Origin of the sequence: Rhodopseudomonas palustris (assembly GCF_007005445.1) — a bacterium.
Classification (GTDB): domain Bacteria; phylum Pseudomonadota; class Alphaproteobacteria; order Rhizobiales; family Xanthobacteraceae; genus Rhodopseudomonas; species Rhodopseudomonas palustris_G.
Genome location: NZ_CP041387.1, coordinates 2,221,704 through 2,245,640, shown reverse-complemented (window position 1 = coordinate 2,245,640; position 23,937 = coordinate 2,221,704). Strand labels below are relative to the sequence as shown.

Below are 23,937 nucleotides of genomic sequence, written 5' to 3'. Positions count from 1 at the left end.
CGAGCCGTGGCCCGGCTCCATCTGTTTTCGCGGGCAGAGGCGACGGCCGCATTTTTGCGAGCCGGACCCTCCACCCATCATAACGCCCCATGTCGCTTTGCGAGCCGTTTTGCCGGCCCGTCGGAATGCGCCCCAACGGTCGATTTAGGAGCAGACGGTGCCTCGCCCCGCTGCCGCTGTGGCTGTCGGAGGTGGTCGGTCTGGACCCTTCTGGGAAACGTCCGGCGGGACAAAAGCACTCCCTCGCTGGACGGCCTGAAGCTAGGCCGACTCCGTCCGACCCGTCAAGCAATAGTGCGGGTTCCTGAATCAAATACTAAATGTGGTGGATTAGGGTGGAAAACAGGGGCCGCGGCTCGCCCTGACCCGGTCAAGTATCGGTGAGTCCTCAGAGATTCCAAAGTCGAAAAAGTCGGCGACATGCTGCCGATTGCACCTGCACCCGCTGTTCACAGGGCAGGTATTTTTTCGCTGCGGGGGCTTGCCAATGCCGACTCACGAAAGACCCCTGAAAGGTGCCGGGTTACGGGTGGCGTCCGGAGCCCAACACCGGCATTGTGCGCGCTCCTCCTGCCGGGTTTCCCATGTCCGAACCATCTCCGAGTCCTGCGCGCGGGCGCCTCGCGTCCGGCGGCCTGGTGTTCCTGACCGTCACCACCGTGGCTTGGGGCCTGAGCTGGCCGGTCACCAAATATCTGATCTCGCAATGGCCGCCGCTGCCGCTGCGCGGCCTGACCGGCATCGCCGGGTCGCTGGCGCTGTTCGGTTACGCCGCGCTGCGGGGCGATAGCCTGGCGGTACCGCGCAGTCAGCGGCTGCGACTGGTGGTCTCGGCGTTCTTCAACGTCACGCTGTGGATGGCGGTGATGGGGCTGGCGCTGCTGTGGCTGCCGGCCGGCGAGACCGCGGTGATCGCCTACACCATGCCGGTGTGGACCGCGCTCCTGGCCTGGCCACTGCTCGGCGAGCGGCTGACGCTGCGGCGGGTGGCGGCGCTGGCGCTGGCGTTCGGCGGCATCGCCGCTCTGATGGGCGCGGCGGGCTTTGCCGCCAGCATGACGAAGCTGCCCGGTATCATGCTGGCGCTGACCGGCGCGCTCGGCTTTGCGCTCGGCACCATCTTCCTGAAGCGGTTTCCGATCGCGCTGCCCGGCGCCACCTCGGCGGCGTGGCAGATCGGGCTCGGCTGCATTCCGGTGGCGGTGATCGGGCTGGCGTTCGAGATCCCGCACGTCTCGGTGCTGACGCCGCTCGGCTGGGCCGGGTTGGTGTATCTGGTCGTGATCCAGTTCTGCATCGCTTACGTCTGCTGGTTCGCCGCGCTGCAGCGGCTGCCGGCGTCGGTCGCGGCGATCGGCACCATGGCGACGCCGGTGATCGGTGTCGTCGCCTCGGCGGTTGCGTTGGGCGAGCCGCTCGGGCTCGGCCAGATCGCCGCGCTGGTGATGACGCTGGCCGGCGTGGCGCTGGCGACGCGGTCCTGATCCGCGGCAATTGCCGGTGGACCGCGCGACGCGCCGCCTGATACAGAAACAGGTCGCCGCCGCATCATCAGCGGCGCGACCAACGAACAAGAGTCCGGGGCAGGAAATGACGTCCAACATCAAGAAGCTGCTGGTGACGGAATCGTTGTCGCAGCGGGGCAGGGCGCTGATCGCCGAACGCGGCGACATCGAGATGATCGAATTTCCCAACATGATCTCCGCCGACGATTTCGACGCGCTGCTGCGCAGCCAAGCGCCGGTGCACGGCGTCGCGCTCGGCGCCACAAGGTTCGGCGAGCGCGAACTCGACGCGGCGCAGCAGATGCGCGTGGTGGCGCGGATCGGCGTCGGCTTTGATGCGATCGACGTGCCGGCGCTGAGCAGGCGCAAGGTGCCGCTGATGACCGCGGGCACGGCGAACTCGCCCTCGGTCGCCGAGCAGGCGCTGTTCATGATGCTGACGCTGGCCAAGCGCGGCGCCGAGCTGCACGCGCTGGTGAAGACCGGCGCCTGGGCGACGCGGCTCGGGCTGCTGCCGTTCGACCTGTTCGGCAAGACCGTGCTGATCGTCGGCTTCGGCCGGATCGGCACCCGCACCGCCAAGCGCTGCCTGGCGATGGAAATGAACGTCGAGGTGTACGATCCCTACGTGCCCGCGGCGGCGATCGAAGCGGCCGGCTGCAAGCAGGTTTCCGATCTCGACGCGGCGCTGCCGGAGGCCGATTTCGTCAGCCTGCATTGCCCGAAGACCGCGGAGACCACCGGGCTGTTCGACGCGAACCGGCTGTCGAAGATGAAGCCGACCGCGTATCTGATCAACACCGCGCGCGGCGGCATCGTGGTCGAACAGGCGCTGTACGACGCTCTGCTCGCCGGCAAGCTCGCCGGCGCCGGGTTAGACGTGTTCGAGCAGGAGCCGCCGCCACACGGCCACAGACTGTTCGATCTGCCCAACGTGATCATCGCGCCGCACGTTGCCGGCGTCACCCGCGAGGCGCTCGACCGCATGGGCGAGCAGACCGCCCGCAACATGCTGAGCGTCCTCGACGGCGACCCGATCCGCGCCAACGTGGTCAATCAGGATGTGCTCGGTTAGTTGGGCGCTCGGCGCGCCTCACAACGCGCGTCATTGCGAGCACCCGGGTCGGCGCTTCGCGCCGTCCGAGCACAGGCTCCGCGACGAAGCGATCCAGCTCCGTGCACTGAGGCTTTGGATTGCTTAGCTTCGCTCGTAATGACGCCTCAAACATCATTGCATCATCACCAAAACAAGATTCGGGGAGAGGCCCATCATGGCGTTCAAGGAGTACGGCGATTACGACGGTGTCGGCCTCGCCGAGCTGGTGCGGAGCAAGCAGGTCACGGCGGCCGAATTGCTCGACGAGGCGATTGCGCGCACCGAGGCGGTCGATCCCAGGCTGAATGCGGTCGTCGTCCGCCACGACGACTACGCGCGCAAGCAGGTCGAAGCCGGTCTGCCGGACGGCCCGTTCAAGGGCGTGCCGTTTTTATTGAAGGATCTCGATCTGATCGCCGGCACCCGCACCACCTTCGGCGCCAGTCTCTACAAGGACTTCGTCGCGCCGCACACCGGCACGCTGGCGCAGCGCTTTCTGAATGCCGGCGTCACCGTGTTCGGCAAGAGTGCCAGCCCGGAACTCGGTCTGATGCCGACCACCGAGTCGCGGCTGCACGGGCCGACCCGCAATCCGTGGAATATTGATCACTCCTCCGGCGGCTCGTCGGGCGGCGCTGCGGCGGCAGTCGCCGCGCGGATCCTGCCGGTGGCGCATGCCAGCGACGGCGGCGGCTCGATCCGGATTCCGGCCTCGGCTTGCGGCGTGTTCGGTCTGAAGCCGACCCGGGCGCGCAATCCGATCGGGCCGGACCGCGGCGCCGGCTGGGGCGGCTTCGCCTGCGGCCATGTGGTGAGTATCAGCGTGCGCGACAGCGCCGCGATGCTGGACGCATTGCACGGCCCCGAGCCGTCGAGCCCTTACGTCGCGCCGCCGCCGGAGCGGCCGTTCGCGGACGAAGTCGGCCGCGAGCCGGGACGGTTGCGGATCGCGTTCAGCGATCGCTCGACCTATGGTGATCCGATCGATCCCGAAATCGCCGCAGCGGTGCGTGATACGGCCAAGCTGCTCGAAGGCCTCGGCCATCATGTCGAGGAGCGCGCGCCGGTGCTGCCGGCTGATCCGGCGGAGGTGATCGCCACCATCGTCGCCTGCAACACCGGTCTTGCGGTGCGGCTCGCCGAGCAGACCTTCGGCCGGCCGATGACCGAACGCGACTTCGAAGTGCTGACGCTGGCGTCCGCCGCCAATGCGCGCAAGGCGAATGGCGTCGATTACTGCGCCGCCGAGCTGATCGCGTTTCAGATCTCGCGGGCGCTGGCGGAGTTCTTCGCGAGCGTCGACGTGTTTCTGTCGCCGACGCTGTGCGCGTTGCCGCTCCGGATCGGCGAGATCGACACCATGGCGCGGGATCTGTCAGGGATCAGCCCGACGCTTCGCCGGTATATTCCGGGGACCAGCCTTGCCAACATGTCCGGGCAGCCGGCAATGTCGGTGCCGCTGGCCTGGAGTGCGGGCGGGTTGCCGATCGGCATGATGTTCGCCGGCCGGTTCGGCGATGAAGCGACGCTCTTGCGTCTCGCTGCGCAGCTCGAACGCGAACGCCCGTGGAAAAATCGGCGTCCGCCGGTTTGCGCCTCGACATAGCCACACAAAATAGAAACCAGCGACCATTGTCGGCGTTGACGTGCTCGGCCCGGAGAGGTTCTTCGGGTCGGAGCTGGGGGAGCCTTGTATTGACTGCCAACGACCCAACCGATGAAGCGCTCGCGGCGATCGCGAGCATCTTCGAAAAGCCCGACGCCAAGGCGGAGGCGCGAGACGAAGCGGTGCCGGAGGAGGGATCGTCCTCCGTCCAGCCGCCGTCCGATGCCGACACGCGTCACGACGAGCCTGTTGAGTCCGAAGCGACCCCCGATGCGGATTGGGCCGAGCAGGAGTCCGATGCCGAGCCGGCGGACGAACCGGCAGTCAATCCGGCAAACGAGCCCGAGCAGGTCGTCTCCGCGGGCGACGACGACGGTGACGACGATCTCGAGCGCTACACCCGCGAAGGGCCGGGTCCGCTGGATGCCCTCCGGTTCAAGTGGCGGATGCGGCGGGACGAGCGCGGCTATTTCGTCGACGAGACCATCGGCGCCAGCGTCCATCCGATCACCACCGGCCCGCTGTCGCGCCGCGAGGCGATCGGCTTGATCGAGGCTCGCGACGCCGAGACGCGTCGCCGGTTCGAAGCGTTGCGCAACGAGATCGTGATGGGGCCATCCGAGCGCGGCTATGAAGAAGACGGTGACGAGACCGACGCCGAGCGCTAAGCAAGGCTTGCGCTGACCGACCGCAGCGGCGCGAACCGTCGTCGCGTCGCGGTCGTGCGCCTTCGAACTTCAACACCTGCGACGGCAGGAGGTCTGATCGTCGATATTCCGTCTGGCGATCGGCTGCACCTCCGGGACGATCATCAATGTATCAGAGCCTTGAAGCCGATCTGCGTTCACTCGGGGACGCCGGGCGGCGACGCAAGCTCCAGCCGCGCGCCGGCGTCGACTTTACGTCCAATGACTATCTCGGTCTCGCCGAGTCGGACGAACTGCGCCAGGCCGCCGCCGACGCCATCGCGCGCGGCGTGCCGATCGGAGCCGGCGGCTCGCGGCTGCTGCGAGGTAATCACGACGAGCACGAAGCGCTCGAAGCGGAAGCGGCCGATTACTTCGGCGCGGAAAGCGCGCTGTATCTCGGCGGCGGCTTTAGTGCCAATCACGCGATCTTCGCGACGCTGCCGCAGCGCGGCGACCTCGTGCTGTACGACGAACTGATCCACGCCAGCGTGCACGAAGGCATGCGCCGCGGTCGCGCGACATGTGAGAGCGTGCCGCACAGCGATGTCGAGGCGTTCGATACGCGGCTGCGGCAGTGGCGTGCCGGCGGTGGCCGCGGGCGCGCCTGGATCGCGATCGAAAGCGTGTACAGCATGGACGGCGACAGCCCCCGACTCGACGAACTGGTCGCGGTCGCGGATCGACACGACGCCGTGCTGGTGATCGACGAGGCGCACGCCACCGGCGTGGTCGGACCGGAGGGGCGGGGACTGGCCGCCGCATTCGAGGGGCGACCCAACGTCATCACGCTGCACACCTGCGGCAAGGCGCTCGGCACCATGGGCGGCTTCGTGCTCGGCCCCAAGATTGTCCGCGACTTCCTGGTCAACCGGGCACGGCCGTTCATCTTCGCCACCGCGCCGTCGCCGCTGATCGCTGCGGTAACGCGGGCGGCGCTCGACATCAGCCGCACCCGGCCGGAGCGGCGGGAGCGGCTCGCATCGCTGGTCGCGTTCGCGGATCGCGAACTGAAGCAGCGCTGCGGCATCACCTCGTCCGGCTCGCACATCCTGCCGATCATCGTCGGCGCCAACCGCACCGCGGTGGCGCTCGCCGCTTCGCTGCAGCGGCGCGGCTTCGACGTCCGCGCGATCCGGCCGCCGACCGTGCCCGAAGGCACCGCGCGGCTGCGCATCGCGCTCAGCGCCAATCTGTCGGAGGAGGTGATTGCCTCACTGTTCGCGGCGCTCGCCGAGGACATGAGGGCCGCGGCATGAGCGCACGGATCATCGTCACCGGAACCGACACCGGCGTCGGCAAGACGGTGTTCGCCGCCGCGCTCGCCGGGGCGCTCGACGCGACCTATTGGAAGCCGGTGCAGTCCGGCCTGGAAGACGAGACCGACTCCCGCGCGGTGCAGCGCCTGTCGGGACTTCCCGCCGATCGCATCCTGCCGGAGCGCTATCGGCTGAAGACGCCGGCGTCGCCGCATCTCGCCGCGGCGATCGACGGGGTCGGGATCGACGTCGCCGCACTCGACCTGCCGGACGTGCCGCGTCCGCTGGTGGTCGAAGGCGCCGGCGGATTGATGGTGCCGCTGACGCGCGAGGTGACTTACATCGACGTGTTCGCACGCTGGGGAGCGCCGCTGGTGCTGTGTGCCCGCACCTCGCTCGGCACGATCAATCACACGCTGCTGTCGATCGAGGCGATCCGGGCGCGCGACATTCCGCTGCTCGGCGTCGCTTTCCTCGGCGATGAAAACGCCGACTCCGAGCAGATCATCATCGAGCTCGGCCATACCCGCCGGCTCGGCCGATTGCCGTGGCTGGCCTCGCTCGAGGCGGCCTCGCTGCGCGATGCGTTCGCGGCGGCGTTCGATCCACGCGATTTTCTTGGAGACGCACCATGAGCCACGCCTCGCCGGTCTGGCATCCGTTCACCCAGCATGCGGTGCAGGGCGACACTCCAAACATCGTGCACAGCGAAGGCGCCTGGCTTCAAGCCGACGACGGCCGGCGGATCTTCGATGCGATCAGCTCGTGGTGGGTCGTGACACACGGCCACCGCCATCCGGCGATCATCGCCGCGATCAAGCAGCAGGCGGATCAGCTCGATCAGATCATCTTCGCCGGCTTCACCCATCCGCCGGCCGAACAACTGGCGCAGCGCCTGGTCGAGATCACGCCGGCCGAACTGGCGCACGTGTTCTTCTCCGACAGCGGCTCGACCTCGGTCGAGGTCGGGCTGAAGATGGCGCTCGGCTATTGGCTGCATTCCGGCGAGAGCCGGCGGCGCATCCTGGCGCTCGAAGGCGCGTATCACGGCGACACCATCGGCGGCATGTCGGTGGGCGAGCGCGGCGTGTTCAACGCGCCCTACGATCCGCTGCTGTTCGACGTCAGCCGGCTGCCGTTCCCGCGCGCCGGCGCCGAGCAGGCGACGCTGGACGCGCTGGAGCGGGCGTGCCGCACCGAGGCGGTGGCGGCGCTGATCGTCGAGCCGCTGGTGCTGGGCGCGGGCGGCATGCTGATCTATCCGCCCTGGGTGCTGGCCGAGATGGCGCGGATCTGCAAGGCGCACGGCGTGCTGCTGATCGCCGACGAGGTGATGACCGGCTGGGGTCGCACCGGCACGCTGTTCGCGTGCGAACAGGCGAACGTCGTCCCCGACATCGCCTGCTACTCCAAGGGACTGACCGGCGGCTCGGTGCCGCTCGCAGTGACGATGTGCCGGCGCGAGATCTTCGATGCGCACTTTTCGACCGACCGGCGCAAGACGTTCTTTCACTCCAGCTCCTACACCGCCAATCCGATCGCCTGCGCCGCAGCGCTGGCTAATCTTCAGGTGTGGGGGAGCGAGCCGGTGCGGCAGCGGATCGATGATCTCGCCGCTGGTCACGCCCGCGCGCTCGATCGTTTCCGCGACGATCCGCGCTTCACCAACGTCCGCCAGATCGGCACCATCGCGGCAGTCGATCTGCAGGTCGGCGACAGCGGCTATCTCGCGGACGTCGGCCCGCGGCTATACGCCTACTTCATCGCCCGCGGCCTGTTGGTCCGTCCGCTCGGCAACACGATCTATCTGATGCCGCCCTATTGCAGCACGGCGGCGGAGATCGAGACGGTGTATCAGGCGATTGCTGCGGCGCCCGAGGTACTGGCGCGTAGCTGCGACGTAAGCTCGCTCTAAGACCTCATGGTGAGGAGGCGCGAAGCGCCGTCTCGAACCATGTGCCGCGAGCCCGTGCGGTGCCTTCATCCTTCGAGACGCCCGGCTCCGCCGGGCTCCTTGTATTAGCGCGACCTGCTATCCTTCATCGTTCCTTTCGGGGAATGCCCCGTCCCGGACGGCCATCCGGGACGGGGCGCCGGTCGTCGGATCGTTGGGCTTCCAGCCTTGTGGGCTGTTCCTGAGCAAGATCGCGATCGGCTCTTCATCAGGCCCGGATGGTTGAAGGAACCGAGGGTTCGCATCACAAGGAGGGGATGACGAAGATGGCCAAGCTTAGCATGGTCTGCGCCGGCATCGACATCGGCAAATTCAAGCTCGACGCGGCGATCGAAGGCCGCAACGAGAGCCTGGAAGTCGGCAACTCGCCCGACGGCTACATCGCCTTGGCCGCCTGGCTGCGCCGGCACCGCGTCAAGCGGGTCGGGATGGAGGCGAGCGGAGGCTACGAACTGCCGGTGATGGCGGCGCTGCGCCGCGCCGGCTTCGTTGTCGTTTGTCTGCAGCCGATCCAGGTCCGCGCCTACGCGACCTTCAAGCTGCAACGCGCCAAAAACGACAGGATCGACGCCGCCCTGATCGCGACCTGTACGGCCGCGGTTGCCGAAGTTCGACCGCCGCCGGATCCGCGGTTTGCAGTCCTGGCCAGCCGATTGACGATGATCGAACAACTCACCGAAGACGTCGCCCGGCTCAAAACCCGATGCGAGGCCTGCCGCGACCCGCATGGTCTGGAGTTCTGGCGGGACGAGATTGCTCGCCTCAAAGCTTGCATCCGCACCGAGCTCAAACAGCTGGTCGCTGACATCCGCAAGCACTCCGACCTCGCAGCACGGCTCGAATTGCTCACAAGCGTCGATGGCGTCGGCCTGCGTACCGCAGTGGCCGTACTGATCCGGATGCCCGAGATCGGCAACGTCAGCCGTGAACAGGCCGCGGCACTGGCTGGCCTCGCTCCCTATGACGACGACAGCGGGAGTCGAACCGGCCAACGCCACATCGCTTTCGGCCGCGAACGGCTCAGGACCAGCCTCTATGCAGCCTCCCTGCCGGCCGCCTTCAAGTGGAATCAGCAACTCATGGCGCACTACCGGCGGCTGACCGGCCAGGGAAAACCCCACAAAGTTGCCCTGGTCGCCTGCGCCCGAAAGCTGATCATCTTCCTCAACACCGTCGTCGCCCGCGGCACCCCTTGGATCGCTAAACCAGCCGCGATCTAATGGTTGCTCAGGATGAGGAGCCCGTGCTTCGTTGGCGCTATCGCTTCAGCTGATCGATGAAGCATTCGAGGCGAGGGGGGGGAGAGCAGACTGTTTGCTGTTACTTTTTCGTGGTGAACGCCTGCGAGATCCGGGCCCAGGTCTTCTCGTAGACCGCGGCGGTCTCGTCGAGACCGGCCTTCACCGCGGTCCAGGTCTCGTCGCCGGCGGCCGACAATTGCGTCAGCTTGGGGCCGAGCGTCTTTTCGGTCTCTTCGGTCCAGCGCCGCAGCGAGGATTCCATTTCCTTGCGGCCCTGCTCGAGCGCCGCGGCGGCACCGCTCTGGATCGTCTCCAATGACGACAGGAACGACTGCCGCTGTGCTTCGGCGCGGGCGGCGAGCGCATCCTTGACCAGCCCGGCCTGATCGCCGGCGGTGCCGAGGAATTTCTGGAACGCCAGCTCGACCTCGTTCCATTGTGCTGAGACGGACGCCAGCGCGGCGTCGGTCACCTGCTTGGAGGCGCCGAGATCGGCTTGCAGCGCGGTCACCTGCGCCTGGAAGGCGTCACGCGCGGTGCGGAACTGGGCGAGCGCTTCCTGCGCCTTGGCGCTCGAGGCGTCGCCGAGCTTGGTGGCGGCTTCCTCGATCTTGGCGATGGTCGCTGCGGACTCGTCGAGCTTCTGCTTGGTCCATTCGAGATAGGCTTGCGTGAGATCAGGCTTGGTCATGGCAGCCTCCTTTTGCAGTCAGGCCGTGGGTGAGGGGTGAACTCCGGATGCGGAGCCGAGCGGGGGATGGGCGATGGACGGATCATCGGCGCCGATACCGAGCAGTTCGGCCAGCGCCAGCCGCCGCACCGCCATCTCCACGGTCCGCTTGCGCGCGGCGTCGAATGTGTCCCAGCCGAGTGAACTCAGCATGACGTTGCGCAGGGTGCGGAAGTTGGAGATCGCGCCGAGCACGATCGCGACCCGGACTTTCAGGTCCTCGTCGTCCGGCGAACGCCCGGTGGCGGCGGCCACTTCGGCGATCAGCGCGGCCTGAAACCGTGCGACCGATTGATAATAGATGATCCTGAAAGCATCGTCGGCGTCGCGCTCGCACCGGACGAAAAACACCGTCCAGGCTTCCGGCTCCTCGTCGCCAGCGATGAACTGAAAAAAGCGCATCACCACCGCATCGATATGGCGGACCGGGTCGGCGGCGGCGGTGCGGAGCTGATCGATCAGCGGCTCGATCCGGGATCGCATGTAGTCGGCGATCGCCTGCGCGGCGGCGAGATACAATTCGCGCTTGCCGCCGAAATGATAGGGGATCGCCGCCTGATTGACTTTTGCCCGCTCGGCGAGCTGGCGGGTGGTGGCGCCGTCGTAGCCGACCGAGCCGAACACCTCGATCGCCGCCTCGATCATTCGGGCGCGGGTGTCGCGGCTGTGGCCGCCGTACAGCGGCGTGATGCGGAGCGGTGCTGCGTATCCGTTGGACTTCATTGCGGTCGCCTCATGCTCATCCGATTAATTCATTCGAATGAATGAGGCTTTGAGCTGGATCAACCGGGGCGGCGACCTGCGGACCGGGGCGCGGGTGTCGACGGGCAAAGAAAAAGGCGCCCCGCGAGGGAGCGCCTTTCCTTAGGTCGTATCGCCGAAGCGCTTAGTACGAGTAGTACATCTCGAATTCGACCGGGTGCGGGGTCATTTCGAACCGCGCGACTTCGGTCATCTTCAGCTCGATGAAGGCGTCGATGAAGTCGTCGTCGAACACGCCGCCGGCCTTGAGGAAGGCGCGATCCTTGTCGAGGTTCTCGAGCGCTTCACGCAGGCTGCCGCAAACGGTCGGGATCTGCTTCAGCTCTTCCTTCGGCAGGTCGTACAGATCCTTGTCCATCGCCGGACCCGGATCGATCTTGTTCTTGATGCCGTCGAGGCCGGCCATCAGCATCGCCGCGAAGGCGAGATACGGGTTGGCCATCGGGTCCGGGAAGCGGACTTCGACGCGCTTGGCCTTCGGCGAGGTGGTGTAGGGGATGCGGCACGAGGCCGAGCGGTTGCGGGCCGAATAGGCCAGCAGCACCGGCGCTTCATAGCCCGGGACCAGACGCTTGTAGGAGTTGGTCGACGGGTTGGTGAAGGCGTTGATCGCCTTGGCGTGCTTGATGATGCCGCCGATGTAGTGGAGGCAGGTTTCCGACAGGTCGGCGTACTTGTTGCCGGCGAAGGTCGGCTTGCCGTCCTTCCAGATCGACTGGTGCACGTGCATGCCCGAGCCGTTGTCGCCGTACACCGGCTTCGGCATGAAGGTCGCGGTCTTGCCGTAGATGTGGGCGACCTGATGGATGCAGTACTTGTAGATCTGCATCTGGTCGGCCATGTGGGTCAGGGTGTCGAACTTCATGCCGAGCTCGTGCTGGGCCGAAGCGACTTCATGGTGATGCTTCTCGACCTTGACGCCCATCTTGGCCATCGCGCCGAGCATTTCCGAGCGCATGTCCTGCACGGAATCCTGCGGCGGCACCGGGAAGTAACCGGCCTTGGTGCGGATGCGGTGGCCGAGGTTGCCGCCCTCGTACTCGGTGTCCGAGTTGGTCGGCAGTTCCGAGGAGTCCAGCTTGAAGCCGGTGTTGTACGGGTTCGCCGAATAGCGCACGTCGTCGAACACGAAGAATTCGGCTTCCGGACCGACGAACACGGTGTCGCCGATGCCGAGCGCCTTGACCTGGGCTTCCGCCTTCTTGGCGATGCCGCGCGGGTCGCGGTTGTAGGGCTCGCCGGTCGACGGCTCGAGAATGTCGCAGGTGATCACCATGGTGGTCTCTGCGAAGAACGGATCGATCGTCGCGGTCGACGGATCGGGCATCAGCGTCATGTCGGACTCGTTGATCGCCTTCCAGCCGGCGATCGAGGAGCCGTCGAACATGGTGCCTTCGGAGAAGATGTCCTCGTCGATCATCGACACGTCGAAGGTGACGTGCTGCCACTTGCCGCGCGGATCGGTGAAACGCAGATCGACGTATTTCACGTCGTTGTCCTTGATGGATTTCAGGACTTCTTTAGCGGTCGTCATGAGTGCCCCTTTGCTTCGGGTCGTCGTGAAATGGCGGCCGGAGAGGCCGCCAGGTGATGCGATCAGGCGAGGTGATAGGCCGGGCGCTTAGATGGCGTCCAGTCCGGATTCGCCCGTCCTGATGCGGATGGCTTCTTCGATGTTGGAGACGAAAATCTTGCCGTCGCCGATGCGGCCGGTCTGGGCGGCGCGCCGGATGGCGTCGATCGCTTTCTCGACCAGGTCGTCGGCGATCACGATCTCGATTTTCACCTTGGGCAGGAAGTCGACGATGTATTCCGCGCCGCGATACAACTCGGCGTGGCCCTTCTGCCGCCCGAAGCCCTTGGCCTCGGTGACGGTGATCCCCTGCAATCCGACTTCCTGCAGCGCTTCCTTGACCTCGTCGAGCTTGAACGGCTTGATGATGGCTTCGATCTTCTTCACTTACACTCTCCCCGGACTTCCCACGTCGTGAGTCGGCATCTGTATGCCAGATTGCGCGACGCTGCGCAGTTGATCGATAACACCGCGGCCGACTGGGTGAGCAACACCGCCCCCAAGCTCCGCCAGGCTCGGAACTCAGAGACGGTCGCGCAGACCCCGCCTCCCGAGAGGCGAGCGCGAGGGATCGAAACTGGCTTCCGTAAAAGCAGGGTCCGTGCCAACTTGTCGGGGCGGCTGATTGTAGTGCTTTATCAGGATATTAATCGGGCGTATGGCTGTTTGCTGGAAGGCGCGATGCACGTTGTGTGATTAAGTTTTGAGCAATTGGCTTGCCTCTTGTGCAGATGGCGAGCGGCGCGAGAAGCGCTGCCTTCGCCACAGGCGTGTGTACTGGGAAATGGGCATGGAACTGCTGACGCCCACTGAAATGGACCGTGCCGACCTGCTGACGATCGCCGGCGGATCGTCGGGCTTTGCGCTGATGCTGCATGCCGGCCGCCACGTCGCCCAGGCGGCGATCGAACTCGCCGACGAGGGTCCGATCCTGGTGATTGCCGGTCCCGGCAACAATGGCGGCGACGGACTGATCGCCGCGACCGAGCTGGTTGCATTGGGGCGCACGGTACACGTGATGCTGCTTGGCGAGCGCGACGCGCTGAAAGGCGACGCGGCGCTGGCGGCAAGAGAGTGGAAGGGGCCGCTGCTGCCGTTCCTGACCCAGTCGATCGGTGCACCGGCGCTGATCATCGACGCGCTGTTCGGCTCCGGTCTCAACCGGCCGGTGAAGGATCAGGCGCTGGAGATCATCGAGGCGGTCAACCACAGCGGCGTGCCGGTGCTGGCGGTCGACCTGCCGAGCGGCATCAACGGCGCCACCGGCGCCGTGATGGGCGCGGCGATCCGGGCGCGCGAGACCGTCACCTTCTTCCGCCGCAAGATCGGTCACCTGCTGCTGCCGGGCCGGCTGCACTGCGGTCAGGTCCGGCTGGTCGATATCGGCATCGAGCCCGGGGTGCTGGGCGAGATCCGGCCGCAGGCGTTCGAAAACGATCCCGATCTGTGGCTGCCGGACTTTCCGGTGCCGCGCGCCGACGGTCATAAATACGGTCGCGGTCACGCGGTGGTGGTGTCGGGCGAGCTGTCGCAGACCGGGGCGGCGCGGCTGGCCGCGCGTGGCGCGCTCCGCGCCGGCGCCGGTCTTGTGACGGTGGCATCGCCCCGCGACGCGCTGGCCGTGAATGCGGCGGCTCTGACTGCGGTGATGGTGCGGCCGGTCGATACGCCGGACGAACTCGCCACGATGCTGGCGGATCGCCGCTTCAATGCCATCGGCATCGGGCCGGGTGCAGGAATCGGCGACGAGACCCGCGGCAAGGTGCTGGCGGCGCTGGCGGCCGGCGCGGCGGCAGTGCTCGACGCCGACGCGCTGACCAGCTTTGCCGGGCGTCCGGAGGAGTTGTTCGAAGCCATCAAATCCACAACTCATCCACAGGTTGTCCTGACCCCGCACGAGGGCGAATTTCCTCGTCTGTTCAGTGATATGAGCAATAAAAATCCACTTCGTTCGAAACTTGAGCGGGTGCGCGTCGCGGCGCAGCGTTCGGGCGCCGTGGTGTTGCTCAAGGGCGCCGACACGGTGGTGGCCGCGCCGGACGGCCGCGCCGCGATCGCCTGCAATGCGCCGCCCTGGCTGGCGACTGCGGGCTCGGGCGACGTCCTGACCGGTATCATTTCCGGCCTATTGGCGCAGCGCGTCGCGGCGTTCGAGGCGGCCTGCATCGGAGTGTGGATGCACGGCGAGGCCGCCTGCGAGGCCGGCCCCGGGCTGATCGCCGAGGATCTGACCGAGACGCTGCCGGCGGTGCACCGGCGGCTCTACGACGCGCTCGGCATCGAGTACTGAGGCGGCAAGAGTCCAGGTTCTGCAGAGGGCTGGAGCCGTTGGTTCAACTCACGAGATAACTCCGGACCAGCCGCGGCTCCGACCATTTCGCCGCATAGGCCTCGATCAGCCACAGTCCAGGGTGTTCGGCCGCAAACGCGATGCGCTGGGTCTGGCCGGCGTCGATCGCCAGGGTATCGAGCCAGAACGGCTTCCAGCCGTCGTCGAGCCGGTCGAGCAGTCTGAAATGATGGCCGTGCAGGTGAAACACCATCGGCATGGTGGCCTGGTTGGTCAACGCCAGCACCACGGTGCGGCCGCGCTTGACCTGAAACGCCGGGCCGGCGGCGGGATTGAACTTGTCCGGTGCGAACCAGTCGAGCTGCGCATTGACCAGCGCGCCGAGCAGCAGCGCGGTGCGCAGCGCGCCGCCGAGCGGCAGTTGCGCGGGCAGGCCATTGGCTGGGAACGGCGCAGGCTGCGGCAGCGGTGCGGGGCGCAGCGGCGGCTCGTCGACATAGACCAGTCGGGCGAGCGGGACCGGCTTGCCGCCGTCATGCAGCGTGATCGCAGTGCGCGACCCGGGCGGCCTTGCGGCGTCGATCAGGACGTCGACCCGCCCGCCCGGCGCGATCACCAGCGCGCCACCGCGCGCCAGGAACGGCTCCGCCGGTTGGCTGTCCAGGGCCATCACCCAGACGTTGTGATCCTCGATTCTGAGTGCAATCACATTGCGTTGGCAGGCATTAATGAAGCGGAATCTAAAACGGCCATTGGCGCGCAGCGCGAACTCTGCGGAGGGCTTGCCGTTGACCGTGTACAGCCACGGCGTGGCGCCGACATCGATGCCGGACGGTCGTAGCCTGCCGTCCTCGCCGAGCCGAAAATCCTCGATCAGCACCACCTGATCGCCATCGGCTTGTGGCGGTTCGGATTCCCGCACGATCAGCGGCAGCGCCGGCATCGGCGCGGGGGCGGCGTCGGCGGTCAGGCGTAGGTCGGCCAGCAGGGTGCCGGCGGAACGCAGCGGCAGCAGAAAGCGGTCACTGCCACCGGGGGCCACCGGCCGGGTTTTGACCAGCGGCTCGGCGGCCGAGGCGCCGTCGAGGCCGCGCAGCGTCAACAGCGCAGGCTGGTCGAGCTGGTTCTCGAACTGCACCGCGACCTCGTCACCGCGGGTCAACGCCGGCGCGTCGAGGCTCAAAGTCGGCCGGTTCACTGCGGCCGCGCCGGGCTTCAGCTCGGCTGTATCCATGGCGGCGCGGAGCAGCAACGCTTTGCGCGACGGCGCGGCCACTGCGCCGCGAATCGGAAGCGCAGGAGCGATCGTTGCGGCGCCGAAGCCGGCGAGCAGGGTGCGGCGGGACAGGGCAGGCGGCTGATCGATCATGCGCGATGCGGACCATGTTCGCCGGACGCTGTCTAGCCTGCGACGGCCAGCCGCGGTTGGTAAAAGCTGCGGGTTTCTCTTGATGCGGGCCCTATATGTCATGCTATAAGCCGCCGCCCGCGGCATCGCGGCCGGACATGATGCTCTTCGCGGGCGTGGCGGAATTGGTAGACGCGCTGGATTTAGGTTCCAGTGACGAAAGTTGTGGGGGTTCGAGTCCCTCCGCCCGCACCACGCAAGTGCTTTTGCTCATGACGATTTTCCGGAGGGCCGTCCGCCAGGACGGATGTCCGCCAACCCGATGATGCAGGCTGTGAGGCCGCATCGCAGTTCGACCATTTCCGGTCCTTCGGCCGGAGCCAAGAGAAGAAGATCGACACCATGCAGGTCAAGGAAACCGTTGCCGACGGATTGAAGCGCGAATTCCAGGTCAGTGTCCCGGCTGCGGACATCGACGCCAAGGTCGGCGAACGGCTCGCCGATCTGAAGGACAAGGTGCGCCTCAACGGATTTCGTCCGGGCAAGGTGCCGACCGCTCATCTGAAGCGCGTGTACGGCCGTTCGGTCGCCGCCGAGACCATCGACAAGCTGGTCCGCGACACCAACGATGGCATCTTTTCGGAGCGCGGCTTCCGGCTCGCCACCGAGCCGAAGATCACCATGCCGCAGGACCAGAAGGAGATCGAGGACATCCTCGAGGGCAAGTCCGATCTCACCTACACGGTGGCGATCGAGGTGGTCCCGGCGATCGAACTGGCCGACTTCAAGAGCTTCTCGGTCGAGAAGCCGGTGGTCGAGGTGGCCGAATCCGACGTCGATGACGCGATCAAGCGGATCGCCGAGGCCAATCGCTCCTACGCCGACAAGGCCGAGGGCGCCAAGGCCGAGACCGGCGACCGCGTCACCGTGTCGTTCAAGGGCACCATCGACGGCGTCGCGTTCGACGGCGGCACCGGCGAGGACATTCCGGTGGTGATCGGCTCGGCCAGCTTCATTCCGGGCTTTGAGGATCAGCTTGTCGGCATCGCGGTGGGCGAGACCCGCACCATCAAGGTGACGTTCCCGACCAACTACGCCAGCGACACCCTGGCCGGAAAGCCGGCCGAGTTCGAGACCACCGCGACCAAGCTCGAGGCTCCGCAGGAGACCACGATCGACGACGAGTTCGCCAAGACGCTCGGCATGGAATCGCTCGACAAGCTGAAGGAAGCCGCCAAGGCCCGGCTCGCCGCCGAATACGCCGGCGCGTCGCGGCTCAAGGTCAAGCGCCAGTTGCTCGACCGGCTCGACGAAGCCCACAAGTTCGATGCTCCGCCGTCGCTGATCGAGCAGGAGTTCGAGGTGATGTGGCGCTCGATCAACGCCGAGATGCAGTCGACCGGCAAGACCTTCGCCGACGAGAACACCACCGAAGACGCCGCCAAGGAAGAGTATCGCAAGATCGCCGACCGCCGCGTCCGTCTCGGCCTGGTGCTGTCGGAGATCGGCGAGAAGAACAAGATCCAGGTCACCGACGACGAAGTCAGCCGTGCGGTGATCGAGCGCGCCCGGCAGATGCCGGGCCGCGAGAAGGAGGTCTGGGACTACTACCGCTCCAATCCGGAAGCCGTCGCCCAGCTCCGCGCCCCGATCTACGAAGACAAGGTGGTCGATTTCATCCTGGAGCTCGCCAACGTGACCGAGAAGCCGGTCACCCGCGAGGAGCTGTACAAGGACGAGGACGACAAGACCGCGGCCTGATCCGCATCGTCTGAAAATCATCGCTGCGGCCGCCGTGACACCGTCACGGCGGCCGTTTTGCATTGAGCGGCCTCTCAATACGCTTGCCCACTGAACAGCGGACAAATATCTTGCAACCTAAGATGGAAGTCTGATCCTGCCGATGAAGGTATGCATTGAATATATTAGATTTTATTTTTCAATTTGTTGCGCCTGCAGCTATTGGTGGCGCTGCATCGATTCTCGCGCCATGGGCAAATTGGGGGATCGAAAGACAGCGCCAACGACTAGCTCGGCGCCAACGCCTGATCGACGATTGGCGTCGCGAGTTAATCGACAATTGGAATCCAGGTTTCGATGTAGTTAGTGAGTCCGGCCGAGGCTTCACGACCACAAGCTCCTACCTTTCCCTGCGGCCATATTTGCAGCCTGATATCCGTAAGAAGTTCGATCCGAGACCAGGCGTGATCGCAATTGAAATTGGGGGCGATCCGGGAAAAGCGAAGCGCCTCATCGCCGATGAAATCAATCGCATCGAGCGGGCCTGGAAACTCGTCTAGCTATCCTTGGGCGGAGCGCCCCGATGGTTGAGAATGGCAGAAGAAAGACCGTTTGTCCGGCGTCGCGTGTCGATCGGGCTTTTGAACCTGCCACCCGAGCGCGCCCCTTTGCATCCCAGCTTACACCGTCACGGCGGCCGTTTTGCATCCTCAGGCACCGTTAACGATGCGGCGTGAAAGCCGTGGCATCGGCGGAGAAAAGCCGTTCGTCGGTTTTGCCGGGATTGGCCGAATCGGTATCAACTCACGGGTGGAAACGGGGCCCACCCTTGTCGCCGCGCAATCGGCTCATATCTGTGACCTCGCTTCACGTCCTGCATCACGGGGCGAACGCCTGCGGCGGAGCCGTTTTTGTCGCTCCCGCGAGCTGTCGCCCTCGACAACCCTCAGGTGATTTATGCGCGATCCGGTGGAAACCTACATGAACCTCGTGCCGATGGTGGTCGAGCAGACCAACCGCGGCGAACGAGCCTACGACATCTTCTCGCGCCTCCTGAAAGAGCGGATCATCTTCGTCACCGGCCCGGTCGAAGACGGCATGTCGACGCTGATCGTCGCGCAGCTTCTTTTCCTCGAAGCGGAAAATCCGAAGAAGGAAATCTCGATGTACATCAACTCGCCGGGCGGGGTGGTGACGTCGGGTCTGGCGATCTACGACACCATGCAGTTCATCCGCCCGCCGGTGTCGACGCTGTGCACCGGTCAGGCCGCCTCGATGGGTTCGCTGCTGCTCGCCGCCGGCCACAAGGACATGCGGTTCTCGCTGCCGAACGCGCGGATCATGGTGCACCAGCCGTCCGGCGGCTTCCAGGGGCAGGCGACCGACATCATGCTGCACGCCCAGGAAATCCTGAACCTGAAGAAGCGGCTGAACGAGATCTACGTGCATCACACCGGTCAGACCTACAAGGCGATCGAGGATGCGCTGGAACGCGACAAGTTCCTCACCGCCGAGATGGCGCGGGAATTCGGGATTGTCGACAAGGTGATCGACAAGCGTCCCGAAGACCCGTCGCCGGCTCCGAAGGCTGCCTGAGCCGAGAATCGGGGCCGGCAGGCCGGCCTCGTGTTTCTCACAGGAAAGCCCCAATGTTCCGCTTTCGTGCCTGAATCCCGCGTGACAATGGCGCAACGCTGCGTTGATTTCAGCGACCAAGGGTCGCGCAGACGCAGCAAATCACGCTATTGTCACGTCGGCCGGCGCCCGGCCGATTAGCGAATTCTTGATAGACGGGTGACAGTCTGATTGGCTGATCCTGATCGACGAAAGTGCTTGGGGGATTCGAACTCGGTCGCGGTTTGTGCGGCCGGACTGATGCGGGGGTCTTTTCTGGTACGGATTTTGCTCCCATTTACTCGGCTGCCGGGCCTGCCCGGATCAGACGATGACCGGAAGAGACCGAACGGCGGACGGAGATAGAAATGAGTAAGGTCGGTACGAGCGACTCCAAGAACACCCTGTACTGCTCGTTCTGCGGAAAGAGCCAGCACGAGGTCCGCAAGCTGATCGCCGGCCCCACGGTATTCATCTGCGATGAGTGTGTGGAACTGTGCATGGACATCATTCGCGAGGAGAACAAGTCCTCGCTGGTGAAGTCGCGTGACGGCATCCCGACGCCGAAGGAAATCTGCAAGGTTCTCGACGACTATGTGATCGGTCAGGGCCATGCGAAGAAGGTTCTGTCGGTCGCGGTGCACAACCACTACAAGCGGCTGAACCACCAGACCAAGCACAACGACGTCGAGCTGGCGAAGTCGAACATCCTGCTGATCGGTCCGACCGGCTCGGGCAAGACCCTGCTGGCGCAGACGCTGGCGCGGATCCTCGACGTGCCGTTCACGATGGCGGATGCGACGACGCTGACCGAAGCCGGCTATGTCGGCGAGGACGTCGAGAACATCATCCTGAAGCTGCTGCAGGCGGCGGACTACAACGTCGAGCGCGCCCAGCGCGGCATCGTCTATATCGACGAAATCGACAAGATCAGCCGCAAGTCGGACAATCCCTCGATCACCCGCGACGTGTCGGGCGAGGGCGTCCAGCAGGCGCTGCTGAAGATCATGGAAGGCACCGTGGCCTCCGTGCCGCCGCAGGGCGGCCGCAAGCACCCGCAGCAGGAGTTCCTGCAGGTCGACACCACCAACATCCTGTTCATCTGCGGTGGCGCCTTCGCGGGCCTCGAAAAGATCATCTCGGGCCGCGGCCGTTCGACCTCGATCGGCTTTGCCGCCCAGGTGCTGGCGCCGGAGGATCGCCGCACTGGCGAGATCTTCCGTCACGTCGAGCCCGAGGATCTGCTCAAGTACGGCCTGATCCCGGAATTCGTCGGCCGTCTGCCGGTGGTGGCGACGCTGGAGGATCTGGACGAGACCTCGCTCAAGAAGATCCTGACCGACCCGAAGAACGCGCTGGTCAAGCAGTATCAGCGGCTGTTCGAGATGGAGAACATCGAGCTCACCTTCGCCGACGAGGCGCTGGGCGCGGTGGCCCGCAAGGCGATCGAGCGCAAGACCGGCGCCCGCGGCCTCCGATCGATCCTGGAGAGCATTCTGCTCGAAACCATGTTCGATCTGCCGGGGCTCGAAGGCGTCGAGGAAGTGGTGATCTCGCGCGAAGTGGTCGAGGGCACCGCCCGGCCGCTGTACATCTATGCCGACCGCACCGACCGTGCGGCCGAGACCAGCGCCAGCGCCTGACGCGCCGCGCCGATGCGGCGGCCTGTGGCCGCCGCGGCAACGATAAGAACGGGCCGCCGCCGCTGGCCGCGGCTCGCTTCTGCGCATCTTGATGCTGCGCAAAAGCCGCACAAACCGTTGTCTTTTCCACGACTTGACACCCCACCGCCGGATAGCCACCTAATTGGTCGGCGATGACAAGCGTTTTCAGGATTCGTCTCAATCATTCCGGATGCCGAGGCCTTCCCCGGCAGCAGCAGGCCGGAGACCTCCGCACCTCGTGACGGCAGCGCCGATGGCGGGCCGAGGGCGAGGGGGCAAAACGAAAGGAACGGGGCCATGACCGCCACCAAACCCAGGCCATCGATCACCTACGGCGAAAGCCACTCCTATCCGGTGCTGCCGCTGCGCGACATCGTCGTGTTCCCGCATATGATCGTGCCGCTGTTCGTCGGCCGCGAGAAGTCGATCCGCGCCCTCGAAGAGGTGATGAAGAACGACGCGCTGATCATGCTGGCGACGCAGAAGAACGCGTCCGACGACGATCCGGCACCCGACTCCATCTACGAAATCGGCACCCTGGCCAGCGTGCTGCAATTGCTCAAGCTGCCCGACGGCACCGTCAAGGTGCTGGTCGAGGGCCTCGCGCGCGCCAAGGTCGACAAGTACACCGATCGGGCGGACTACTACGAAGCGGGCGCCGTCGCGCTCGAAGACAGCGATGCCGACTCGGTCGAGGCCGAGGCGCTGTCGCGCTCGGTGGTGTCCGACTTCGAGAGCTACGTGAAGCTCAACAAGAAGATCTCGGCCGAAGTGGTCGGCGTGGTGCAGTCGATCACCGACTTCGCCAAGCTCGCCGACACCGTCGCCTCGCATCTCGCCGTCAAGATCGCCGATCGCCAGGGCATCCTGGAGACGCTGTCGGTGACGCAGCGGCTGGAGAAGGTGCTCGGCCTGATGGAAAGCGAGATCTCGGTCCTGCAGGTCGAGAAGCGCATCCGCAGCCGCGTCAAGCGGCAGATGGAGAAGACCCAGCGCGAGTACTACCTCAACGAGCAGATGAAGGCGATCCAGAAGGAGCTCGGCGACGAAGACGGCCGGGACGAACTCGCCGAACTCGAAGAGAAGATCGCCAAGACCAAGCTGACCAAGGAAGCCCGTGAGAAGGCGCAGCACGAGCTGAAGAAGCTGCGTCAGATGTCGCCGATGTCCGCGGAAGCGACGGTGGTGCGCAACTATCTCGACTGGCTGCTGTCGATCCCGTGGAACAAGAAGTCCAAGGTGAAGAAGGATCTCGGGGCGGCTCAGGCCGTGCTCGATTCCGATCACTACGGGCTCGAGAAGGTCAAGGAGCGGATCGTCGAGTATCTTGCGGTGCAGTCGCGCGCCAACAAGCTGTCTGGCCCGATCCTGTGCCTGGTCGGCCCGCCCGGCGTCGGCAAGACCTCGCTCGGCAAGTCGATCGCGAAGGCGACGGGGCGCGAATTCGTTCGCGTGTCGCTCGGCGGCGTGCGTGACGAAGCCGAGATCCGCGGTCACCGCCGTACCTATATCGGCTCGATGCCCGGCAAGATCATCCAGTCGATGCGCAAGGCGAAGACGTCGAATCCGCTGTTCCTGCTCGACGAGATCGACAAGATGGGCGCCGACTTCCGCGGCGATCCGTCCTCGGCGCTGCTCGAGGTGCTCGATCCCGAACAGAACGGCACCTTCAACGACCACTATCTCGAGGTGGACTACGATCTGTCCAACGTGATGTTCATCACCACGGCGAACACCCTGAACATCCCGGGGCCGCTGATGGATCGTATGGAGATCATCCGGATCGCCGGCTACACCGAGACCGAGAAGGTCGAGATCGCGCGCAAGCACCTGATCCCGCAGGCGCTGACCAAGCACGGCCTCGACTCCAAGGAATGGTCGATCGACGACGACGCGTTGCTGCTGGTGATCCGGCGGTACACCCGTGAAGCGGGCGTGCGCAATCTCGAGCGCGAAATCTCCACACTGGCCCGCAAGGTCGTGAAGGAGCTGATGCTGTCGAAGAAGAAGTCGGTGCACATCAACGAGAAGCTGATCGAAGAGTATCTCGGCGTGCCGAAGTTCCGGTTCGGCGAGATCGAGAAGGACGATCAGGTCGGCGTGGTGACGGGGCTGGCGTGGACCGATGTCGGCGGCGAGCTGCTGACGATCGAAAGCGTGATGATGCCGGGCAAGGGCCGGATGACGGTCACCGGCAACCTGCGCGACGTCATGAAGGAGTCGATCCAGGCGGCGGCGTCCTACGTCCGCAGCCGCGCGATCACCTTCGGGATCGAGCCGCCGTTCTTCGAGAAGCGTGACATCCACGTCCACGTGCCGGAGGGGGCGACCCCGAAGGACGGCCCGTCGGCCGGCGTGGCGATGGCCACCACGATCGTGTCGGTGCTGACCGGGATTCCGATCCGCCGCGACATCGCCATGACCGGCGAAATCACGCTGCGCGGCCGGGTACTGCCGATCGGCGGCCTCAAGGAGAAGCTGCTCGCCGCGGCTAGAGGCGGCATCAAGACGGTGCTGATCCCTGAAGACAATGCCAAGGACCTCACCGAGATTCCGGACGCCATCAAGGGTGGTCTGAACATCATCCCGGTCGCCCGGATGGACGAGGTGATCGCCAACGCGCTGACCCGCGCGCCGGTGCCGATCGTCTGGGAAGAGGACACCAAGCTGCCCGGCACCCCGGACAGCGCGGAAGCCGACGAAGCCGGCGGCGGTCTGACCGCGCACTAAGGCGGCGACAGCCTCACACCGAAATCAACGGCGCCCGAAAGGGCGCCGTTTTGGTTCTGGGAGTGCCTCGGCGGGTAAGGGACGGGCCAACGAGCGGGTGCCTGGGCGGCCATCAAGGGGGGCGGTTGCAACTCGATCG

The 23,937-nt window shown here is 65.6% G+C and carries 19 protein-coding genes and 1 tRNA gene; 15 read left to right on the top strand and 5 right to left on the bottom strand.

The features are described 5' to 3' along the window. Positions 1 to 584: 584 nt before the first annotated feature. The 8 genes from FLL57_RS10245 (at position 585) to FLL57_RS10210 (ending at position 9,326) form a co-directional block, all read left to right on the top strand. Positions 585 to 1,484 carry a DMT family transporter gene (locus FLL57_RS10245; RefSeq protein ID WP_142882831.1) on the top strand — a complete coding sequence of 300 codons (900 nt, stop codon included), beginning with the start codon at positions 585 to 587 and terminating at the stop codon, positions 1,482 to 1,484. Between the two features lie 106 nt (positions 1,485 to 1,590). Next, positions 1,591 to 2,580, top strand: coding sequence for a hydroxyacid dehydrogenase (locus tag FLL57_RS10240; RefSeq protein ID WP_142882830.1), 990 nt, complete (start codon positions 1,591 to 1,593; stop codon positions 2,578 to 2,580). Positions 2,581 to 2,776: 196 nt separating this feature from the next. Then, positions 2,777 to 4,207, top strand: a complete 1,431-nt coding sequence (locus tag FLL57_RS10235) for an amidase (protein ID WP_142882829.1) — start codon at positions 2,777 to 2,779, stop codon at positions 4,205 to 4,207. 89 nt (positions 4,208 to 4,296) lie between these two features. Continuing rightward, positions 4,297 to 4,875, top strand: coding sequence for a hypothetical protein (locus FLL57_RS10230; RefSeq protein WP_142884196.1), 579 nt, complete (start codon positions 4,297 to 4,299; stop codon positions 4,873 to 4,875). A gap of 146 nt (positions 4,876 to 5,021) precedes the next feature. Continuing rightward, positions 5,022 to 6,152, top strand: a complete 1,131-nt coding sequence (locus FLL57_RS10225; RefSeq protein ID WP_142882828.1) for an 8-amino-7-oxononanoate synthase — start codon at positions 5,022 to 5,024, stop codon at positions 6,150 to 6,152. Continuing rightward, positions 6,149 to 6,787 (top strand): dethiobiotin synthase, encoded by a 639-nt coding sequence (gene bioD, locus FLL57_RS10220; protein WP_142882827.1) that lies wholly within the window; start codon positions 6,149 to 6,151, stop codon positions 6,785 to 6,787. The genes FLL57_RS10225 and bioD overlap by 4 nt, the downstream gene beginning before the upstream one ends. Continuing rightward, a complete protein-coding gene (locus FLL57_RS10215) occupies positions 6,784 to 8,067 on the top strand; it encodes an adenosylmethionine--8-amino-7-oxononanoate transaminase (protein WP_142882826.1) in 1,284 nt (427 codons plus the stop codon). The genes bioD and FLL57_RS10215 overlap by 4 nt, the downstream gene beginning before the upstream one ends. Positions 8,068 to 8,363: 296 nt before the next feature. Then, on the top strand, positions 8,364 to 9,326 hold the full coding sequence (locus FLL57_RS10210; RefSeq protein WP_235677249.1) for an IS110 family transposase: 963 nt from the start codon (positions 8,364 to 8,366) through the stop codon (positions 9,324 to 9,326). Positions 9,327 to 9,426: 100 nt separating this feature from the next. On the opposite strand, the gene FLL57_RS10205 is transcribed toward FLL57_RS10210, so the two are convergent. The 4 genes from FLL57_RS10205 to FLL57_RS10190 form a co-directional block, all read right to left on the bottom strand. Next, on the bottom strand, positions 9,427 to 10,038 hold the full coding sequence (locus tag FLL57_RS10205) for a hypothetical protein (protein ID WP_142882824.1): 612 nt from the start codon (positions 10,036 to 10,038) through the stop codon (positions 9,427 to 9,429). An 18-nt stretch (positions 10,039 to 10,056) separates the two neighbouring features. Beyond that, a complete protein-coding gene (locus FLL57_RS10200; protein WP_142882823.1) occupies positions 10,057 to 10,800 on the bottom strand; it encodes a CerR family C-terminal domain-containing protein in 744 nt (247 codons plus the stop codon). A gap of 163 nt (positions 10,801 to 10,963) precedes the next feature. Continuing rightward, complete coding sequence (gene glnA, locus FLL57_RS10195; protein ID WP_047308866.1) at positions 10,964 to 12,373, bottom strand: type I glutamate--ammonia ligase; 1,410 nt, start codon at positions 12,371 to 12,373, stop codon at positions 10,964 to 10,966. 87 nt (positions 12,374 to 12,460) lie between these two features. Continuing rightward, positions 12,461 to 12,799 (bottom strand): P-II family nitrogen regulator, encoded by a 339-nt coding sequence (locus FLL57_RS10190; RefSeq protein ID WP_011158515.1) that lies wholly within the window; start codon positions 12,797 to 12,799, stop codon positions 12,461 to 12,463. A 403-nt stretch (positions 12,800 to 13,202) separates the two neighbouring features. Between FLL57_RS10190 and FLL57_RS10185 the strand changes: the two genes are divergently transcribed. Continuing rightward, on the top strand, positions 13,203 to 14,702 hold the full coding sequence (locus tag FLL57_RS10185; RefSeq protein ID WP_142882822.1) for an NAD(P)H-hydrate dehydratase: 1,500 nt from the start codon (positions 13,203 to 13,205) through the stop codon (positions 14,700 to 14,702). A gap of 43 nt (positions 14,703 to 14,745) precedes the next feature. Here the strand turns inward: FLL57_RS10185 and FLL57_RS10180 are convergent, their stop codons facing one another. Continuing rightward, positions 14,746 to 16,071, bottom strand: a complete 1,326-nt coding sequence (locus tag FLL57_RS10180; RefSeq protein WP_142882821.1) for a multicopper oxidase family protein — start codon at positions 16,069 to 16,071, stop codon at positions 14,746 to 14,748. Between the two features lie 149 nt (positions 16,072 to 16,220). Between FLL57_RS10180 and FLL57_RS10175 the strand changes: the two genes are divergently transcribed. The 6 genes from FLL57_RS10175 to lon all read left to right on the top strand — a co-directional run bounded on the left by FLL57_RS10175 (position 16,221) and on the right by lon (position 23,798). Next, a tRNA-Leu gene (locus FLL57_RS10175) sits at positions 16,221 to 16,305 on the top strand. A gap of 147 nt (positions 16,306 to 16,452) precedes the next feature. Then, positions 16,453 to 17,811, top strand: coding sequence for a trigger factor (gene tig / locus FLL57_RS10170; RefSeq protein ID WP_142882820.1), 1,359 nt, complete (start codon positions 16,453 to 16,455; stop codon positions 17,809 to 17,811). 155 nt (positions 17,812 to 17,966) lie between these two features. Beyond that, on the top strand, positions 17,967 to 18,350 hold the full coding sequence (locus tag FLL57_RS10165; protein WP_142882819.1) for a hypothetical protein: 384 nt from the start codon (positions 17,967 to 17,969) through the stop codon (positions 18,348 to 18,350). Positions 18,351 to 18,747: 397 nt separating this feature from the next. Beyond that, entirely contained in the window at positions 18,748 to 19,386 is a 639-nt protein-coding gene (locus FLL57_RS10160) for an ATP-dependent Clp protease proteolytic subunit (RefSeq protein ID WP_013502195.1), read from the top strand. Between the two features lie 386 nt (positions 19,387 to 19,772). Further along, entirely contained in the window at positions 19,773 to 21,047 is a 1,275-nt protein-coding gene (clpX, locus tag FLL57_RS10155; protein ID WP_013502196.1) for an ATP-dependent Clp protease ATP-binding subunit ClpX, read from the top strand. Positions 21,048 to 21,365: 318 nt separating this feature from the next. After that, complete coding sequence (gene lon / locus FLL57_RS10150; protein WP_013502197.1) at positions 21,366 to 23,798, top strand: endopeptidase La; 2,433 nt, start codon at positions 21,366 to 21,368, stop codon at positions 23,796 to 23,798. The last annotated feature ends 139 nt before the right edge of the window (positions 23,799 to 23,937 follow it).

Bases quoted from the DNA above. Each gene is read 5' to 3' on its own strand.
- FLL57_RS10185 (WP_142882822.1), top strand. From the start codon at position 13,203: ATGGAACTGCTGACGCCCACTGAAATGGACCGTGCCGACCTGCTGACG.
- FLL57_RS10225 (WP_142882828.1), top strand. From the start codon at position 5,022: ATGTATCAGAGCCTTGAAGCCGATCTGCGTTCACTCGGGGACGCCGGG.
- FLL57_RS10215 (WP_142882826.1), top strand. From the start codon at position 6,784: ATGAGCCACGCCTCGCCGGTCTGGCATCCGTTCACCCAGCATGCGGTG.
- lon (WP_013502197.1), top strand. From the start codon at position 21,366: ATGACCGCCACCAAACCCAGGCCATCGATCACCTACGGCGAAAGCCAC.
- FLL57_RS10205 (WP_142882824.1), bottom strand. From the start codon at position 10,038: ATGACCAAGCCTGATCTCACGCAAGCCTATCTCGAATGGACCAAGCAG.
- FLL57_RS10200 (WP_142882823.1), bottom strand. From the start codon at position 10,800: ATGAAGTCCAACGGATACGCAGCACCGCTCCGCATCACGCCGCTGTAC.
- clpX (WP_013502196.1), top strand. From the start codon at position 19,773: ATGAGTAAGGTCGGTACGAGCGACTCCAAGAACACCCTGTACTGCTCG.
- glnA (WP_047308866.1), bottom strand. From the start codon at position 12,373: ATGACGACCGCTAAAGAAGTCCTGAAATCCATCAAGGACAACGACGTG.
- FLL57_RS10240 (WP_142882830.1), top strand. From the start codon at position 1,591: ATGACGTCCAACATCAAGAAGCTGCTGGTGACGGAATCGTTGTCGCAG.
- FLL57_RS10210 (WP_235677249.1), top strand. From the start codon at position 8,364: ATGACGAAGATGGCCAAGCTTAGCATGGTCTGCGCCGGCATCGACATC.
- FLL57_RS10180 (WP_142882821.1), bottom strand. From the start codon at position 16,071: ATGATCGATCAGCCGCCTGCCCTGTCCCGCCGCACCCTGCTCGCCGGC.
- FLL57_RS10245 (WP_142882831.1), top strand. From the start codon at position 585: ATGTCCGAACCATCTCCGAGTCCTGCGCGCGGGCGCCTCGCGTCCGGC.
- FLL57_RS10235 (WP_142882829.1), top strand. From the start codon at position 2,777: ATGGCGTTCAAGGAGTACGGCGATTACGACGGTGTCGGCCTCGCCGAG.
- tig (WP_142882820.1), top strand. From the start codon at position 16,453: ATGCAGGTCAAGGAAACCGTTGCCGACGGATTGAAGCGCGAATTCCAG.
- FLL57_RS10160 (WP_013502195.1), top strand. From the start codon at position 18,748: ATGCGCGATCCGGTGGAAACCTACATGAACCTCGTGCCGATGGTGGTC.
- bioD (WP_142882827.1), top strand. From the start codon at position 6,149: ATGAGCGCACGGATCATCGTCACCGGAACCGACACCGGCGTCGGCAAG.